The sequence below is a fragment of the Burkholderia sp. CCA53 genome (genome assembly GCF_001685525.1).
Lineage (GTDB): Bacteria > Pseudomonadota > Gammaproteobacteria > Burkholderiales > Burkholderiaceae > Burkholderia > Burkholderia multivorans.
This window is the reverse complement of the sequence record NZ_BDDJ01000003.1, coordinates 522,130-536,612: the sequence shown is the minus strand read 5'-3', so window position 1 is coordinate 536,612 and position 14,483 is coordinate 522,130. Positions and strand designations below refer to the sequence as shown.

11 protein-coding genes are annotated in these 14,483 nt (G+C 66.4%); 7 read left to right on the top strand and 4 right to left on the bottom strand.

All coding sequences use genetic code 11. The annotated features are described in order from the left end of the window. The first annotated feature begins 71 nt into the window (after positions 1 to 71). Both BCR55_RS29055 and BCR55_RS29050 read left to right on the top strand, forming a co-directional pair. Complete coding sequence (locus tag BCR55_RS29055) at positions 72 to 956, top strand: MurR/RpiR family transcriptional regulator (protein ID WP_006408968.1); 885 nt, start codon at positions 72 to 74, stop codon at positions 954 to 956. Then, a complete protein-coding gene (locus tag BCR55_RS29050) occupies positions 956 to 1,813 on the top strand; it encodes a DMT family transporter (protein ID WP_065497165.1) in 858 nt (285 codons plus the stop codon). Before BCR55_RS29055 ends, BCR55_RS29050 begins: the two co-directional genes overlap by 1 nt. A 121-nt stretch (positions 1,814 to 1,934) precedes the next feature. Here BCR55_RS29050 and BCR55_RS29045 read toward each other — a convergent pair whose 3' ends face one another. Continuing rightward, positions 1,935 to 2,822 (bottom strand): LysR substrate-binding domain-containing protein, encoded by an 888-nt coding sequence (locus tag BCR55_RS29045; protein WP_035488494.1) that lies wholly within the window; start codon positions 2,820 to 2,822, stop codon positions 1,935 to 1,937. A 151-nt stretch (positions 2,823 to 2,973) separates the two neighbouring features. Between BCR55_RS29045 and BCR55_RS29040 the strand changes: the two genes are divergently transcribed. Continuing rightward, complete coding sequence (locus BCR55_RS29040) at positions 2,974 to 6,045, top strand: FAD-binding and (Fe-S)-binding domain-containing protein (RefSeq protein WP_065497164.1); 3,072 nt, start codon at positions 2,974 to 2,976, stop codon at positions 6,043 to 6,045. 279 nt (positions 6,046 to 6,324) lie between these two features. On the opposite strand, the gene BCR55_RS29035 is transcribed toward BCR55_RS29040, so the two are convergent. The 3 genes from BCR55_RS29035 to BCR55_RS29025 all read right to left on the bottom strand — a co-directional run bounded on the left by BCR55_RS29035 (position 6,325) and on the right by BCR55_RS29025 (position 9,608). Continuing rightward, on the bottom strand, positions 6,325 to 6,627 hold the full coding sequence (locus BCR55_RS29035) for a DNA-binding protein (RefSeq protein ID WP_006399241.1): 303 nt from the start codon (positions 6,625 to 6,627) through the stop codon (positions 6,325 to 6,327). Positions 6,628 to 6,716: 89 nt separating this feature from the next. Further along, on the bottom strand, positions 6,717 to 7,871 hold the full coding sequence (locus BCR55_RS29030) for a branched-chain amino acid ABC transporter substrate-binding protein (protein ID WP_006405425.1): 1,155 nt from the start codon (positions 7,869 to 7,871) through the stop codon (positions 6,717 to 6,719). A gap of 564 nt (positions 7,872 to 8,435) precedes the next feature. Further along, entirely contained in the window at positions 8,436 to 9,608 is a 1,173-nt protein-coding gene (locus BCR55_RS29025; RefSeq protein ID WP_053299103.1) for a porin, read from the bottom strand. Between the two features lie 902 nt (positions 9,609 to 10,510). Between BCR55_RS29025 and BCR55_RS29020 the strand changes: the two genes are divergently transcribed. The 4 genes from BCR55_RS29020 (at position 10,511) to BCR55_RS29005 (ending at position 14,483) form a co-directional block, all read left to right on the top strand. Continuing rightward, positions 10,511 to 11,761, top strand: a complete 1,251-nt coding sequence (locus BCR55_RS29020) for an MFS transporter (RefSeq protein ID WP_035945838.1) — start codon at positions 10,511 to 10,513, stop codon at positions 11,759 to 11,761. Positions 11,762 to 11,882: 121 nt separating this feature from the next. Further along, entirely contained in the window at positions 11,883 to 12,812 is a 930-nt protein-coding gene (locus tag BCR55_RS29015) for a LysR family transcriptional regulator (RefSeq protein WP_006405420.1), read from the top strand. 114 nt (positions 12,813 to 12,926) lie between these two features. Beyond that, positions 12,927 to 13,421, top strand: a complete 495-nt coding sequence (locus BCR55_RS29010) for a hypothetical protein (RefSeq protein WP_006405419.1) — start codon at positions 12,927 to 12,929, stop codon at positions 13,419 to 13,421. A 42-nt stretch (positions 13,422 to 13,463) separates the two neighbouring features. Then, the gene (locus BCR55_RS29005; RefSeq protein WP_006405418.1) at positions 13,464 to 14,483 is read left to right on the top strand and encodes a hypothetical protein; all 1,020 of its coding nucleotides are present in this window, start codon (positions 13,464 to 13,466) and stop codon (positions 14,481 to 14,483) included.

Here is a 14,483-nt window from a genome sequence, read left to right as displayed (position 1 = left end):
AGGGACTCCTGTAACCGCGCATGCCGACGGAATGGTTGCGCGCGTGGCAGACGGTACGTAATATATTACACATGAGCGAAGATATTGGTAATGGCGTTTCAGGCGGCGAACGACGTCTGCAGCAATGGATCGGCAGCATTCAAGCCCGCAGCGGCGATCTGGCCGCGAGCGAGGCGAAGGTGGTCGAGCTCTTGCTGAGCGACCCGCTGTTCGTCGGCGCGAGCACGACCGCACAGGTCGCCGCGCGTGCCGGTGTTTCGCCGCCCACCGTCATTCGCGCCGCACGTGCGCTTGGGTTCACGGGGTTCACCGAGCTCAAAATCGAGATCGCGCGTGCTCGCGGCACCGCCCGCTTTTTCGCGCCGCCTGAAGTACTCACTGCGGACGCGAGCTCGGCCGCGGTGCTGGAGACGTCCATCCGCACGGGCGTCGATGCACTGTCCGCGCTCAGCGGGGCCATCGAAATCGCCGCGCTCGACAAGGCGGTCGCGTCGATTCAGCAAGCGCGCCAGGTATTCGCGTTCGGTGCCGGCCCTTCGGCTACCGTCGCCGCCGACGCGGTCTTCCGGTTGCGCGCGGTCGGCGTGACAACCGTCGGGATTCCCGACTATCTTTCGGCGATGATCGCGGCTCGGCTTCTCGGGCCCGGCGACGTTGTCATCGCGGTCAGTTCGACCGGGCGCACGTCCTCGACGCTCGCCGTCGCGGATGCGGCATCCTCGGCCGGCGCCACGCTCGTTGCCGTCACCAACCAATACGGGACGCCGCTGGCGAACCTCGCAGACATCGCGCTGGTCGTCGGCGGCGCGCCGTTGCCGGCGCAGATGGCCGCTGCGGGCAGTCGCCTGGCGCAGCTCGTCGTTATCGACGCGCTGGTCGCCGCCCTCGCGCTGCGCGATCCGGCGCGCAGCCGCTGCGCAGAGCGCGCCGGTATCGATCTGCCCGACATCGATTGATGCAGTCCGGCACGATTGCGATCGTCCTTGCCGCGGCCGTCGCCCACGCCGTGTGGAACCTCGCCTCGAAGTACAAGCGGGAAGACACGCTGGTGTTCGTCTGGGCCTATAGCTGCGCGTCGACACTGCTCTGTGTCCCGATCGGCATCGTGCAGATCGTCAAGGGGCAGCAGACGATCGACTGGCAACTCGCGGTGGGGGCGGCCGTTTCGGCGGCGCTGCACATCGTTTACTCACTGGCCTTGCAGGCCGGTTACGATCGCGCCGAACTCGGGGTCGTATATCCAGTCGCCAGAGGGACGGGGCCGCTACTCACGATACTGTTCGCGATGCTCTTCATGGGCGAGCGGCTTACCCCGGTCGCGATGCTGGGTGCATGCCTCGTGGTTGCGGGTATTTTTGTCGTCACTGGCCATCCAGCCACGCACGGGCGTGCGCCGCTCAAGGGAATGCTGTGGGGTGTCGCGACGGGTGCCGCCATTGCCGGTTACACGCTGTGGGACGGCTACTCGGTCACCACGCTGCACCTGGCGCCCGTGAGTTACTACGCCGGCACACTGCTGCTACAGAGTCTGATCATGACGCCAAGCGCGCTGCGGCGAGGGCATCGAATCCAGGCCGCCATCCGCGTCGATACCGTGCCGATTCTCATCGTCGCCGTGTTCTCTCCGCTGGCCTACGTCCTCGTGCTGACCGCCATGCTCTCTGCGCCGCTGGCGCTCGTCGCGCCCTTGCGCGAATCGTCCATCATCATCGGCTCGCTTCTCGCGTACTGGCTCTTTCGCGAAGATCATCTGGCGCGCCGCATCGCCGGCGCCGTCGTCGTGCTGGCCGGGATCGCTGCGATCAGTCTTTGAGGTTTGGAGAAACAGCGCTGCACTCGCTTCGCCGGCACATGAGCGACGAGCGCGGCGCACGATCGCGCGGAAGCGGCGTTTCAAACAGATCCGAACCCGAACCCGACCTCGATCGCACGTTTCAGCGCGCGTTCATCAGCCAATCCCGAAACGCCGCCAACGACGGCAACGATTCGTTCTCCGGCGGATACACGAGGTAATAGCTGCGCCGGCTCGTGATCGCTTCGCCGATCGACACCAGTTCGTTGCGGCTCAGTTCATCCTCGACGAGCACTTTCGGCACGAGCCCGATCCCCATTCCGGCGCGCACGGCCTGAATCAGGTGCGACGTCAGTTCGAAGCTCGGGCCGATCCGCATCTGGCGGTGGTCGAGCCGGTAGTGCGCAAACCATTCCGCCCACGCGTGCTGATTGCTCGTCACGCCGAGCAGCGTCTGCCGAGCGGCCCACGCAGGGGCGCGCTCGCCGTTTGCGTCGGGCGGCGCGTCGGGGCTCGCGATCGCGATCAGAAACTCGTTGTATAGCCGGTGCGCATGCAGGCCCGGCCAGTCGCCGGTGCCGACCGCGATCGCCGCGTCGAGATCGTCGACGTGGAAATCGATGTTGCCGATCCGCGAATGCAGATGCACGGTCACGCCCGGATGCGCGGCATAGAAGTCGTGCAGATGCGGAAGCAGCCATTTCGAGCCGAACGTCGGCAGCGTCGCGAGCCGCAGCGTGCCGGCGCCCGCCTGATGCGACATCGCCTGCAGCGTCGCGCCGCGAATGCGGCCGAGCGCGCCGCCGACCTCGGCGAAGTAGCGGCGGCCGACGTCGGTCAGCTTCACCGAGCGGCCTTCGCGCCGGAACAGCGGCACGCCGAGCTGATCCTCGAGCGTCTGGATCTGCCGGCTGATCGCGCTCTGGCTCAGCGACAGCTCGTCAGCCGCGCGCGTGTAGCTCTCATGACGCGCGGCGGCCTCGAAGACGAGCAGCAACGACATGGACGGAGTCAGACGCCGATAATTCATGAGTTTTATGCAAGTGTCGACGGACAAGAATACGTTTGTTTGCGGCTATTATCCGAACGATACTGGAAACCTCGGCCGCGCGGAAACTTGCTCAAAATTCATGATTCGGCGGTGGCCGCGGACCGATTCATTCTCTTGACCTGTTCCTCCGATGCCGATCGCTCCGTTGCCCCGTCCCGCCGCCCCGACCGCCGCGGCCTATCGTGACTTTCTCGATGCGCTGCGGGCGGCCGGCTTTGCCGGCGAAATCCGCGCGGACTACGCGAACCGCACCGTGCAGGCGACCGACAACTCGATCTACCAGCGCCTGCCGCAGGCGGTCGTATGCCCGGCCGACGTAGGCGACGTCGAACGGCTCGCGCGGCTGCTCGCGCAGCCGGCGCATCGCGGCATCGTCGTCGCGCCGCGCGGCGGCGGCACCGGCACGAACGGGCAATCGTTGACCGACGGGCTCGTCGTCGATCTGTCGCGCAACCTGAACCGGATTCTCGAGATCGATGTCGAGCGGCGCCGGGTGCGCGTGCAGGCGGGCGTCGTCAAGGATCAGCTCAATGCGGCGCTGAAGCCGCACGGACTGTTTTTCGCGCCGGAGCTGTCGACGTCGAACCGCGCGACGATCGGCGGGATGATCAACACCGATGCGAGCGGGCAGGGCAGCTGCACGTACGGCAAGACGCGCGATCACGTGCTCGCGCTGGAATTCGTGCTGCCGGGCGGCGAGCGCTTGCATAGCACCGCGCTGCCCGACGACGAGCTGGCGCGCCGTTGCGCGCGGCAGGACCGGATCGGCGAGGTCTATCGCACCGCGCGCCGGATCAGCGACGACCACGCCGCGCTGATCGAGGCGAAGTTCCCGAAGCTGAACCGCTGCCTGACCGGCTACGATCTCGCGCACCTGCGCGAGGCCGACGGCCGGTTCAACCTCAACAGCGTGCTGTGTGGTGCGGAAGGCTCGCTCGGCTTCGTCGTCGAGGCGACGCTCAACGTGCTGCCGATTCCGAAGTATTCGGTGCTCGTCAACGTGCGCTACGCGGGCTTCATGGAGGCGCTGCGCGATGCGCGCGCGCTGCTCGAGCTCAAGCCGCTGTCGATCGAAACCGTCGACTCGACCGTGCTGATGCTCGCCATGAAGGATTTCGTGTGGAGCAGCGTCGCCGACTATTTCCCGCAGGACGACCGGCGCCCGACGCTCGGCATCAACCTGATCGAGTTCAGCGGCGACGATGCCGACGAGGTCGACGCGCGCGTACGCGCGTTCGTCGAGCATCTGCGCGCCGACACGACGGTCGAGCGCCTCGGCCATACGATCGCGGCCGGCGACGATGCGGTGAAGCGCGTCTACGCGATGCGCAAGCGCGCCGTCGGGCTGCTCGGCAACGTGCAGGGCGAAGCGCGCCCGCAACCGTTCGTCGAAGACACGGCCGTGCCGCCCGAGAATCTCGCCGCGTATATCGCCGAATTCCGCGCGCTGCTCGACCGCTACGGGCTGCGGTACGGGATGTTCGGCCACGTCGATGCGGGCGTGCTGCACGTGCGCCCGGCGCTCGACATGAAGGACCCGAAGCAGGCCGCGCTGGTGCGGCCCGTGTCGGATGCGGTAGCCGCGCTCACGCAGCGGCATGGCGGGCTGCTGTGGGGCGAGCACGGCAAGGGCGTGCGTTCGGAATATGCGCCGGCGTTCTTCGGCGAGCTGTATCCGGCGCTGCAGCAGCTGAAAGCCGCGTTCGATCCGCACAACCAGTTCAATCCAGGCAAGATCGCGACGCCGCCGCAGCCCGCGATGCGGCTGCTGAAGATCGACGAAGTGCCGACGCGCGGCGAGCACGACCGGCAGATCGACGAACGCGTATGGCAAAGCTACGGCACCGCGATGCACTGCAACGGCAACGGCGCGTGCTACAACTTCGATCCTGACGACGCGATGTGCCCGTCATGGAAGGCGACACGCGAGCGCGTGCATTCGCCGAAGGGGCGCGCGTCGCTGATGCGCGAATGGTTGCGTCTGCAAGGAGAAGCGGGCGCCGACGTGCTCGCCGCCGCACGCGAGCGGCAGCCGTGGCTGCGCGGCTTCGTCGACCGCTGGCGCAACACGCGCGCCGCACGTCGCGGCGAAGCGGACTTTTCGCACGACGTGTACGACGCAATGGCCGGATGCCTCGCGTGCAAGTCCTGCGCGGGGCAGTGTCCGGTCAAGGTCAGCGTGCCGGAGTTCCGTTCGCGCTTTCTCGAGCTTTATCACCAGCGCTACTTGCGGCCGCTGCGCGACTACCTGATCGGCTCGCTCGAATTCACGGTGCCGTGGTTCGCGCGCGTGCCGGCGCTATACAACGGACTGATGCGTGCGGGCTGGGTGCGCACGCTGTTCGAACGGCACGTCGGCATGGTCGACAGCCCGTTGCTGAGCCGCTTCGATCTCGCGGCCGTCATTCGGCAGTGGAACGTGCGGCCGGCCGATCCGCATGCGCTCGCCGCGCTGTCCGATGCGCAGCGCGCGCGCAGCGTCGTGATCGTGCAGGACACGTTCACGCGCTATTTCGACACCGAACAGCTGGCGACGCTGATCGAGCTGGCCGCGCGGCTCGGCTTTCACGTGTGGCTCGCGCCGCTCGCGCCGAACGGCAAGGCGCTGCACGTGCAGGGCTTCCTGCGCGCATTCGAGCGGGCCGCAATCCGCAACGCGACGCAGCTGGCTGCGCTCGCGCGTGCGGGCGTCGCGCTCGTCGGCGTCGATCCCGCCATCACGCTCACGTATCGGCAGGAATACCGCAAGGTGCCGGGGCTGCACGACGTGCCGCCGGTCGCGCTGCCGCAGGAGTGGCTGCTCGATGTGCTGCCCGATGTGAGGGGTAATACACGGGCCGATACGCGGGCCGGCGACGCGGCACGCGCGTATCGGCTGCTGCCGCACTGCACCGAGAAGACCAACGCACCGGACAGCGGCAAGCAATGGGTGCAGGTATTCGCGCGCCGCGGCTTGCGTCTGCAGGTCCAGCCGGCAGGATGCTGCGGGATGTCGGGCACGTATGGACACGAGGCTCGCAACGTCGATACGTCGCGGACGATCTACGCGCAGTCGTGGGCCGCGCACGTCGATGCACCGGAGCCGGCTGGCGAAGCGCTGGCGACCGGCTATTCGTGCCGCAGTCAGGTCAAGCGCATGTCCGCGCGGCAGGTGCGGCATCCGCTGCAAGTGCTGCTCGATCACGTGCGGGCGGCACAGTGAATCGCGGCTTCGGCGACGTGCAGACGCGCAACATCGCGACGATGGGGAAGATGCGGGAGCAGTTGCTGCAGCGAACTCAGGCGGCCGCACAGGCGGCTGCGATGGCATGACAGGGCGGGGCGGCGAGAAGCGATCGACCGATCGCGAACGCCGCTTGCGAAGCGCGCATCGAACGACGTGCCGTCTATCGTGAAGTCGCGCGTGCGCGCATGCGAGCGATCCGAACGGATAGTCTCGCCGCGCGGCGGCGTGCCGTTCGCGGCCGCCGGTTGACGCGCTTTACGACTGTTCGTCGCCGCGCTTTGCGGTGCGCGGATGGGCCGTTGCGGGAAACGCACCGACACCGCGCGGCCGTTTCGGCTCGATCCGCGTCTGCCGGATCACGCGGCGGAAGTCGATTTCGTGCGCGGCCAGCGCGCCGATCAGCGTCGCGATCACGGCGAGATGCGACGGTACCGTGCCCTTGCTCGAATAGTTCGTGATCGAGCTTTCATTCATCCGGATCAGCCGCGCGAACTCGCGCGCGGTCAATTGCGCCTTCTTCAACTCCTGCTGAAAATCGGCATACGCCATCGCACACATGATTGCTGTCCTCCGTCAAGCAAAGCCGGCCCGCGCGGCGCCGGCGCCGACGGGCGGCGACACCCGTCGAGCCGACGTCGCGGCCGCCGTTACATCCGGACCTGATCGAGGAAGGTCTTCTTGCCGCTCTTGTAGCCGTAGATCGAAATGATCCCGTGCGTCAGGTCGCCCTTCGAATCGAACGTCGTCGTGCCGATCACGCCTTCGTACTTGGTCGCCGGCATCGCGGCCAGGATCTTCGCGGGGTCGGTCGAGTTCGCGCGCTTCATCGCGTCGACGACGATGTACACGGCGTCGTACGCGAACGGCGCATCGAACTTGATGCCCTGGTTGAAGCGCTTCTGATACTTCGCGACGAACGCGGCGCCGCCCGGCATCTTCTCGATGGCCGCGCCGGCCTGCGAGCAGAGCACGTTGTCGGCCGCGGGGCCGGCGAGCTGCGCGAGCTGGTCCGTGCAGACGCCGTCGCCAGACAGGATCTTCGCGCGCAGACCGAGCTGCTTCGCCTGCTTCGCGAGCGGGCCGCCGGTGGCGTCCATGCCGCCGTACATGATCGCGTCGGGGTTTTCGCCCTTGATCTTGGTCAGGATCGCGCGGAAGTCGACCGCCTTGTCGTTCGTCGCGTCGTGCGACAGCACCTTCAGGCCGAGCGCCTTCGCCTTCTTCTCGAACTCGTTCGCGAGGCCCTGGCCGTACGCGGTCGAATCGTCGACGACGGCCACCGTCTTCACGCCGTTCGACTGCGCGTAGCTTGCGAGCGCCGGGCCTTGCTGCGCGTCGGTCGCGACCACGCGATACGTCGTCTTGAAGCCCTGCTGCGTGTAGGTCGGGTTCGTCGCCGACGGCGAAATCTGCACGATGCCCGCATCGCTGTAGATCTTCGAGGCGGGGATCGACGTGCCCGAGTTCAGATGGCCGATCACGGCGACGACCTTGTCGTCGACGAGCTTCTGCGCAACCTGCGTCGCCTGACGCGGATCGGCCGCGTCGTCCTGCGGGTCGAACTGCAGCGTGATCTTCTGGCCGCCGATCGTCAGCCCCTTCGCGTTGATTTCCTCGACCGCGAGGCGCGCGCCGTTCTCGTTGTCCTTGCCGAGGTGCGCGATGCCGCCCGTCGTCGGTTCAACGCTGCCGATCTTGACGACTTGATCGGCCAGTGCGCCCGACGCCGCGCCGAATGCGGCGACGGCGAGTGCGGCCGTGATCAGGGGTTTGCAGCGCATGCCGACAATGCTTCGTTCCATCAGCCATCTCCATATCGATTGATATTTCTATTGACGTCCGGCGCGCCGGTCGCCTTGTGGGCGGCCGATGACCGGACGAGTCTCCGTCACCCTTGAAGGGTTCGTTTGCCTGGCGCCGGCGGCCGCGCGCGCATGCGAGCGTCGAGCACGGCGTATTCGCCTGACGAAAAGCAAGGTGTGAATATAGCCGAACCGCTGTCGGTGCGCTTTGCGGTTCGCTTCGGCTTCGGCGATGTCGGTCGCTGTCGTCGACTGAAGGATTATTCGGCTGCGTACGGCGCGCTGGCCATGGACAGTCTGGTGCTGTCGGTACGGAACTGTTCGGTCGTTTTGGCGGCACACTTTCCGTCGATGTCATCGGCAGGCCGACGACCGCATCGTGACAATCGGCACGTTGACGCAACTAACGGTCCAGTTCGCCGGCCTCCGCCAGTGACGGGCCGCACACGCGGCTCACGCGATGGGGCGCCTTGTTTTCGAGCGAGCAAAAAAACGGGCGCACACCGCAGTGCGCGCCCGTCGCGACGCTTGCCGATACGCCGCTATCGCGGCGGCGGGCAGCGGTCAGAACTTGTGCCGGATCCCGACGATCGCCAGTTCCTGCGTATCGGTACCGGAATTGACGCCGTACGACCCGACCGAGGCGGTCGCGTTCACGCGCGCGCCGCTCGCGTCGAGCGTATGGCCGCTCGCCTTCTGATAGCCGAACAGCGCGTACAGATCGGTGCGTTTCGACAGCGCATAGTCGGCCCCGACGTTGACCTGGTTGTAATGCGCGGAGGTCGGCCCCGTCAGCGACGTGTAGTTGTAGCCGACGCCCGCGCGCAATGCCGGCGAGAACTGCCAGTTGAAGAACGCGGAGCCGTTGTTGAACTTCGCGGTCTGGCGGAACGCCGACAGCGTGTCGGCGCCGTATTGCGTATTCGAATACGCGATGCCGAACGTCGCCGGCCCGGCCACGTACTGGCCGGCCACGCGCACGATCTGAATCGACTTCGCGCTCGAGAAGCCCTGATTGATCACGGTGTTGAACAGCGTGTCCGAGCTGCTCGTCCACGAGCGGATGCCGTTCGCGGCCGTCGTGCCACCGTTCGCGAAGAAGTAGCCGGCGCCGAGCGACAGCGGGCCGTTGGCATAGCCGAGTGCGAAGCTGTACGTGCGCCCGCTGCCCGTCGCCCCGGCGACGCCGCCGAAGCCGTACAGCGCTTCGGCCTGGAAGCCGGCGATCAGCGGACTCGTGTACTTCACCGAATTGCTCACGCGCAGGCTGTTGTCGTAGTTGTCGAGATCGCCGGGCGTCGCGAATACGCCGCCGAAGTAGTTGTCCTCCGTGAGCCCCTGCACGAGATCGACGACCGGATCGTACTGGCGGCCGAGCGTCACGGTGCCGTACGTACCGCTCGACAGGCCGACGATCGCCTTGCGGCCGAACTCGCGCTGGCCCTGGCCGAGCGCGCCCGTGCCGATGTTGAAGCCGTTCTCGAGCTGGAACAGCGCGGCGAGCCCGCCGCCGAGATCCTCGGTGCCGCGCAGCCCCCAGCGGCTGCCGGACAGGTTGCCGCTGCTGAACTTGACGAGGTTCGACGCGTTGCTGCCGTTCGCGTTCTGCGCGTTGTGCACGTACGCGATGCCGGCATCGACGATCCCGTACAGCGTGACGCTGCTTTGCGCGTGCGCGCCGGCCGCGTAGAGCGATGCCGGCAGGGCGAGCAAGGCGAGTGACCTGATGCGTTTCATGACTGGATTCCCCCGTTGGTCGTTAGGTCTGACGATTCGGGGTGAACGATACGGACAGACACATCGTCGAGGGAACCAATAAATTGTCGGAACGTTATGAGGCGCCGCGGCGTACGGGCGGTCCGCTCCGATGCAACGGCGTTCACCGAGGCGATGCGGGTGTCGCGACGACCCGTCGAGCTTGCCGTTCACGGACGATTGCAGTTGCGGTTTGGCGTGCATGCACGACGTGGCGCTGCCGAGGCGCGTCGGCCACGCGCGCTACCGCATGGCAGCTTCGGACTCCGCCGTCTCGCCGAGAAACCCGCCGCTCTGATGCGCCCACAGCGCCGCGTAAATTCGGCCCGCCCTGTCGCACCGCGTTTGCGCGTTTCTCGTCGAGCCTGATCAGCCATGCCCAAGCGATCGCGCCGCGGTGCGAGGCCGAAATCGACGGGCTCGACGCTGCGGTGGATCGCGCAGCATGACGCGCATGCGCGCCCGCGAATGCCTGCACATTTGTCGCTGCCTCTTCAGTCTCCGCTTTTCCATAGCAGGCGCTCCGGCCTCGAAGCGGTCACGTCCCGGGCGCCGCGAGCAGCACGCCGATGTCTATGAGGGATTCCCCCGTAGCTGCGCGGTCTCAATCCCGCGCGCGTTCGCACAGCGCTGCTCCGCCGACCCGCGCGTCCACCACGCCGATTATTTGCATTTCGCGAATGGCGCGTTCGCCGGTTGTTCCATACCCAATCCGCATCCGCACACCTATCGTTCGGGCGTCGGCGCGTTAATTCGACGCTTCCGGCCGGCAGGCGACCGCCATTTCCGCGCGGCTCGTGTCGCATCGCACCCAAAGACAACGGACCTGGCTCATGCACGAACGCCGCGCCTCGCGCGGGCTGACCAGCTTCACGGAGACAGACATGAAAGCAAACAAGTGGGATACCGCGTACGAGTGGAAGGCGGTCACGCTGCTGGCGCTCGGTTTCGGGCTGGTCGGCCTCGACCGCTGGCTGATCGCGCCGCTGTTCCCCTCGATCATGAAGGACCTCAACCTGACGGCGCAGGACGTCGGCAACTGCATTGGCGTGCTCGGCCTGTCATGGGGCATCTTCGCCGCGCTGATGGGCGGCATCTCGGACAAGGTCGGCCGCCGCAAAGTACTGATTCCCGCGATCGTCGCGTTCTCGCTGCTCTCCGGCTTCTCGGGGCTCGCGAGCGGGCTGCTCGGGCTGATCGCGATTCGCGGGCTAATGGGCGTCGCCGAAGGCTCGTTTTGCCCGACCAGCTTCGCGGCGACGGCCGACGCGTCGCATCCGCGGCGGCGCGGGCTGAACCTCGGGCTACAGCAAAGCGGCTTCGCGCTGTTCGGGCTCGCGCTGTCGCCGATCATCGCGACGCAGCTGCTCGAGTTCGTGTCGTGGCGCTGGGTATTCGCGCTCGTCGCGGTGCCGGGCCTGGTTCTTGGCGCCGTCATGTTCTTCGTGATTCGCGAACCGAAACGCGCGAAGGCAGTCGAGTCGGAACACGCGCCGGCGTCCCTCGGCCACGTACTGAAGAGCCGCAACATCCTCGTCGCGATGGCCGCATTGTGTTGCGCGATGACGGGCGTGTTCGTGCTCGGCGCGCTATTGCCGCTGTATCTGACGGACTACCTGTCGCTAGGCACGCAGAAGATGGGGCTCGTCGTATCGGCAATCGGCTTCGGCGGCTTTTTCGGGCAGTTCGGGTTGCCGGGACTGTCGGATCTGGTGGGTCGCCGCGTCGCAAGTATCGTCGGCTTCGCCGGCACGGCCGTGATGCTCTACCTCTTCCGCGGCCTCGGTCCGCAGCCCGTCATGCTGTTCATCGTCCTGTTCGTCGCCTCGTTCTTCACGCTCGGGCTGGTGTCGCTGCTGTCGGGGCCGGTTGCAACCGAAGCCGCGCCGGTGGGCCTCGTGTCGACGTCGATCGGCGTGGTGGTCGGCTGCGGCGAAATCTTCGGCGGCGGCATCGCGCCGGCGATGGGCGGCTACGTCGCCGCGCACTTCGGGATCCAGAACATCCTGTGGCTGCCGATGGGCGCGGTGCTGCTCGGCATCGTGGTCAGCACGCTGATGCGGGAAACCGCGCCGGCCGTGCTGCAGCGCCGCGTCGGCGTGCAGCCGGAGCTGACGGCCGGCAAGCAGCCGTAACGTCCCGGAGGCGGCCGGCGCGATTGACACCCGCCAGGCGACAGAGTGACGCCTTTCGCATGATCCAACCGGCCGGCAGCTCCGGTTAGACTGGTGCTTTCGCTTGCAGCAAGGGCGCGGTATGGACCGGTTTCTGAGCATCGAGGCATTCGTCAGGGTCGCGGAGGCGAGCAGCTTCGCCGAAGCGGCCCGTCAGCTTGGGGTCACCAGTTCGGTCGTGACGAACCGTATCCAGCAACTGGAGAAGTTCGTCAACGCACCGCTGTTCCATCGAAGCACGCGGCACGTGCGCTTATCCGAAGTGGGCGAGACCTTCTACCGCGAATGCGCGGAGGTCGTCGGGCGCGTGAACGAGCTGACCGACCAGATGCGCGAGCTGCGCGCGACGCCGACCGGTCGGCTGCGCATCCAGATGCTGCCCGGCTTCGCGCTCGATCACTTCGGCGTGCCGCTCGCCGAATTCAATCGCCGCTATCCGGGCATCCAGCTCGACGTCATCGTCAACGATCGTGTCGTGGACCCGGTCGAAGAAGGGTTCGACATCGCATTCCAGATCTTCCCGCCGATTTCCGACTCGCTGATCGAGCGGCGACTGTTCGTCGTGCGGCGCCTGTTCTGCGCATCGCCCGCGTACCTCGAAGCGCATGGCGCGCCACAGCATCCGCGCGAATTGCTGCAGCACACCACGGCGCTGTATTCCGGTTATCCATCGCGCAATCGCTGGACGCTCACGCGCGGCGACGAGGTCGTCGAGATGGAGCTGCCCGGCATGATCCGTTCGAACTCCGTCCATCTGCTGCGCGAGTACGCCCTGACGGGCGGCGGTGTCGTGTGCCTCCCGACGCTCGTCGCGAGCGACGCACTCGTCGCGGGCCGATTGGTGCCGATTCTGACCGATTTCCAGATTGCGCCGCTGAGCTTCGCGGCCGTTTATCCCGCAACGCAGCGACAGGCGTTGAAGGTCAAGGCGCTCGTCGAATTCCTCGCCGAATACATCGGTGAGGAATCGCCGTGGGACCGCCCGCTGCTGGAACGCGGCTGGGTTCGCTGAACGACGCGATTATTCGCGAATCGCAAATGCCGTAGTCGCGGTCCGTTGCCTTGTTGAGGGGCGTCCTTGCCCCTAGAGTTGAATCCAACAAGCGGTTCAACTCAGGAGACAGCAATGACCGACACGGCACGTCACACCGTTTTTGGTTCGCTCGACAGCTACACGCGCGGCGAGATCGAAATCACCAGCGGCAGCGCGAAGCACTACGCGTTTTCGAACATCTTCGACATCGCATCGAAGTCGGCGCCCTACGAGAAAGTGGTCGCCGGCAAGAACCTCGAATACGTGATCGAGGTGCTGCGGACCGAGGGCGAGTCGCCGTGGTTTGCTTGCGCGCACGACGAGTTCGCGATCCAGATGGACGGCGAAGTCCGCATCGACTTCATCAAGCTCGACAGCCCGCCCACCACGGGCCGCGGCACCGTGAGCGCCGGCGTCGAGCCGGCGGGCCGCGAGATGGGCCACGTGGTGCTGCGCAAGGGGCATCAGGCATTGCTGCCGGCGGGCTGCGCGTATCGGTTCATCGCGAGCAAGCCCGGCGTCGCGCTCGTGCAGACCGTGCTCGGCGAGCTGTCCGTCGAGAAGTGGGCCGAGATCTGCGTGCACTGATCCGCCCGCTCGAAACCATTCAACTATTCCTGGAGACATCTCATGGCCACGCTCGAGACCCTCGATCTTTCCGCAGGCTTTGCCGCCGATCTGGTGCAGGTCACGCAAGCCGATGCCGTCACCGGTTACCGCCGCTTCCAGCTCGGCGAGTTCGCGTTCCAGCGCGACGAGTACTTCGTGAAGATCAGCTGGCCCGCGAGAGGCCAGACCCGCACGCATGCGATACCCGCCGACGCGTTCCTGCGCGCGATGATGCGCGACGTCGCGTGGGGCTTCTTCTACGGCTGGGTGAATTTCGATCACGTGTTCGGCACGCGCAATCACTACGGCAAGGTCGACGTCTATGCGGGAACGTTCAACGGCATCCTGAAGGAAGCCGGTGTCGACTACACCGAGACGTTCGAGACGCCGACGGTCATGGCGACGTTCAAGGCGATGCTGCACGACTGGACCAACGAAGGCTTCGATCCGTTCGCGGCGCCACAGGAGACGGGCAGCGCATTCGGCCGCAAACACGGTGAAAACGATTCGGCGATCGAGCGCACGCGTATCGCGACGCGCCGCATGCCGGGCCTCGAAGGCGATTCGCCGCTGCGCGACGCGCTGCCGGTCAACCGCGCGTTTCTCGACGTCGATCAGGACGAGCCGGAGGTGCACGTGGAGCCCGGATTCGAAGGGGAGCTGCACGCGTTCAACCTGTTCAAGTACCTGTCGCGCTCCGACGTGACGTGGAATCCGTCCGTGACATCCGTGTGCGGGCGCAGCCTGTTCTGCCCGACGACGGAGGAATACATCCTGCCGGTGTTCCATGGTAACGACCGGGTCGAATGGTTCCTGCAGCTGTCGGACGAAATCGTATGGGACATCGGCGACAAGAACACCGGTGCGCCGCGTGCGCGGATCACGATGCGCGCCGGCGACATCTGCGCAATGCCGGCCGACATCCGGCACCAGGGCTACTCGACGAAGCGCTCGATGCTGCTGGTCTGGGAGAACGCAACGCCGGACCTGCCGCAGCGATACGAAAGCGGCGAGCTGGCGCCGTATCCGATCGAGTTCTAA

What these genes read in the sequence shown, in the direction of transcription:
- BCR55_RS29010 (WP_006405419.1), top strand. Translation starts at nt 12,927, where the DNA reads ATGACCGACACGGCACGTCACACCGTTTTTGGTTCGCTCGACAGCTAC.
- BCR55_RS29005 (WP_006405418.1), top strand. Translation starts at nt 13,464, where the DNA reads ATGGCCACGCTCGAGACCCTCGATCTTTCCGCAGGCTTTGCCGCCGAT.
- BCR55_RS29045 (WP_035488494.1), bottom strand. Translation starts at nt 2,822, where the DNA reads ATGAATTATCGGCGTCTGACTCCGTCCATGTCGTTGCTGCTCGTCTTC.
- BCR55_RS29020 (WP_035945838.1), top strand. Translation starts at nt 10,511, where the DNA reads ATGAAAGCAAACAAGTGGGATACCGCGTACGAGTGGAAGGCGGTCACG.
- BCR55_RS29050 (WP_065497165.1), top strand. Translation starts at nt 956, where the DNA reads ATGCAGTCCGGCACGATTGCGATCGTCCTTGCCGCGGCCGTCGCCCAC.
- BCR55_RS29015 (WP_006405420.1), top strand. Translation starts at nt 11,883, where the DNA reads ATGGACCGGTTTCTGAGCATCGAGGCATTCGTCAGGGTCGCGGAGGCG.
- BCR55_RS29055 (WP_006408968.1), top strand. Translation starts at nt 72, where the DNA reads ATGAGCGAAGATATTGGTAATGGCGTTTCAGGCGGCGAACGACGTCTG.
- BCR55_RS29040 (WP_065497164.1), top strand. Translation starts at nt 2,974, where the DNA reads ATGCCGATCGCTCCGTTGCCCCGTCCCGCCGCCCCGACCGCCGCGGCC.
- BCR55_RS29035 (WP_006399241.1), bottom strand. Translation starts at nt 6,627, where the DNA reads ATGTGTGCGATGGCGTATGCCGATTTTCAGCAGGAGTTGAAGAAGGCG.
- BCR55_RS29025 (WP_053299103.1), bottom strand. Translation starts at nt 9,608, where the DNA reads ATGAAACGCATCAGGTCACTCGCCTTGCTCGCCCTGCCGGCATCGCTC.
- BCR55_RS29030 (WP_006405425.1), bottom strand. Translation starts at nt 7,871, where the DNA reads ATGGAACGAAGCATTGTCGGCATGCGCTGCAAACCCCTGATCACGGCC.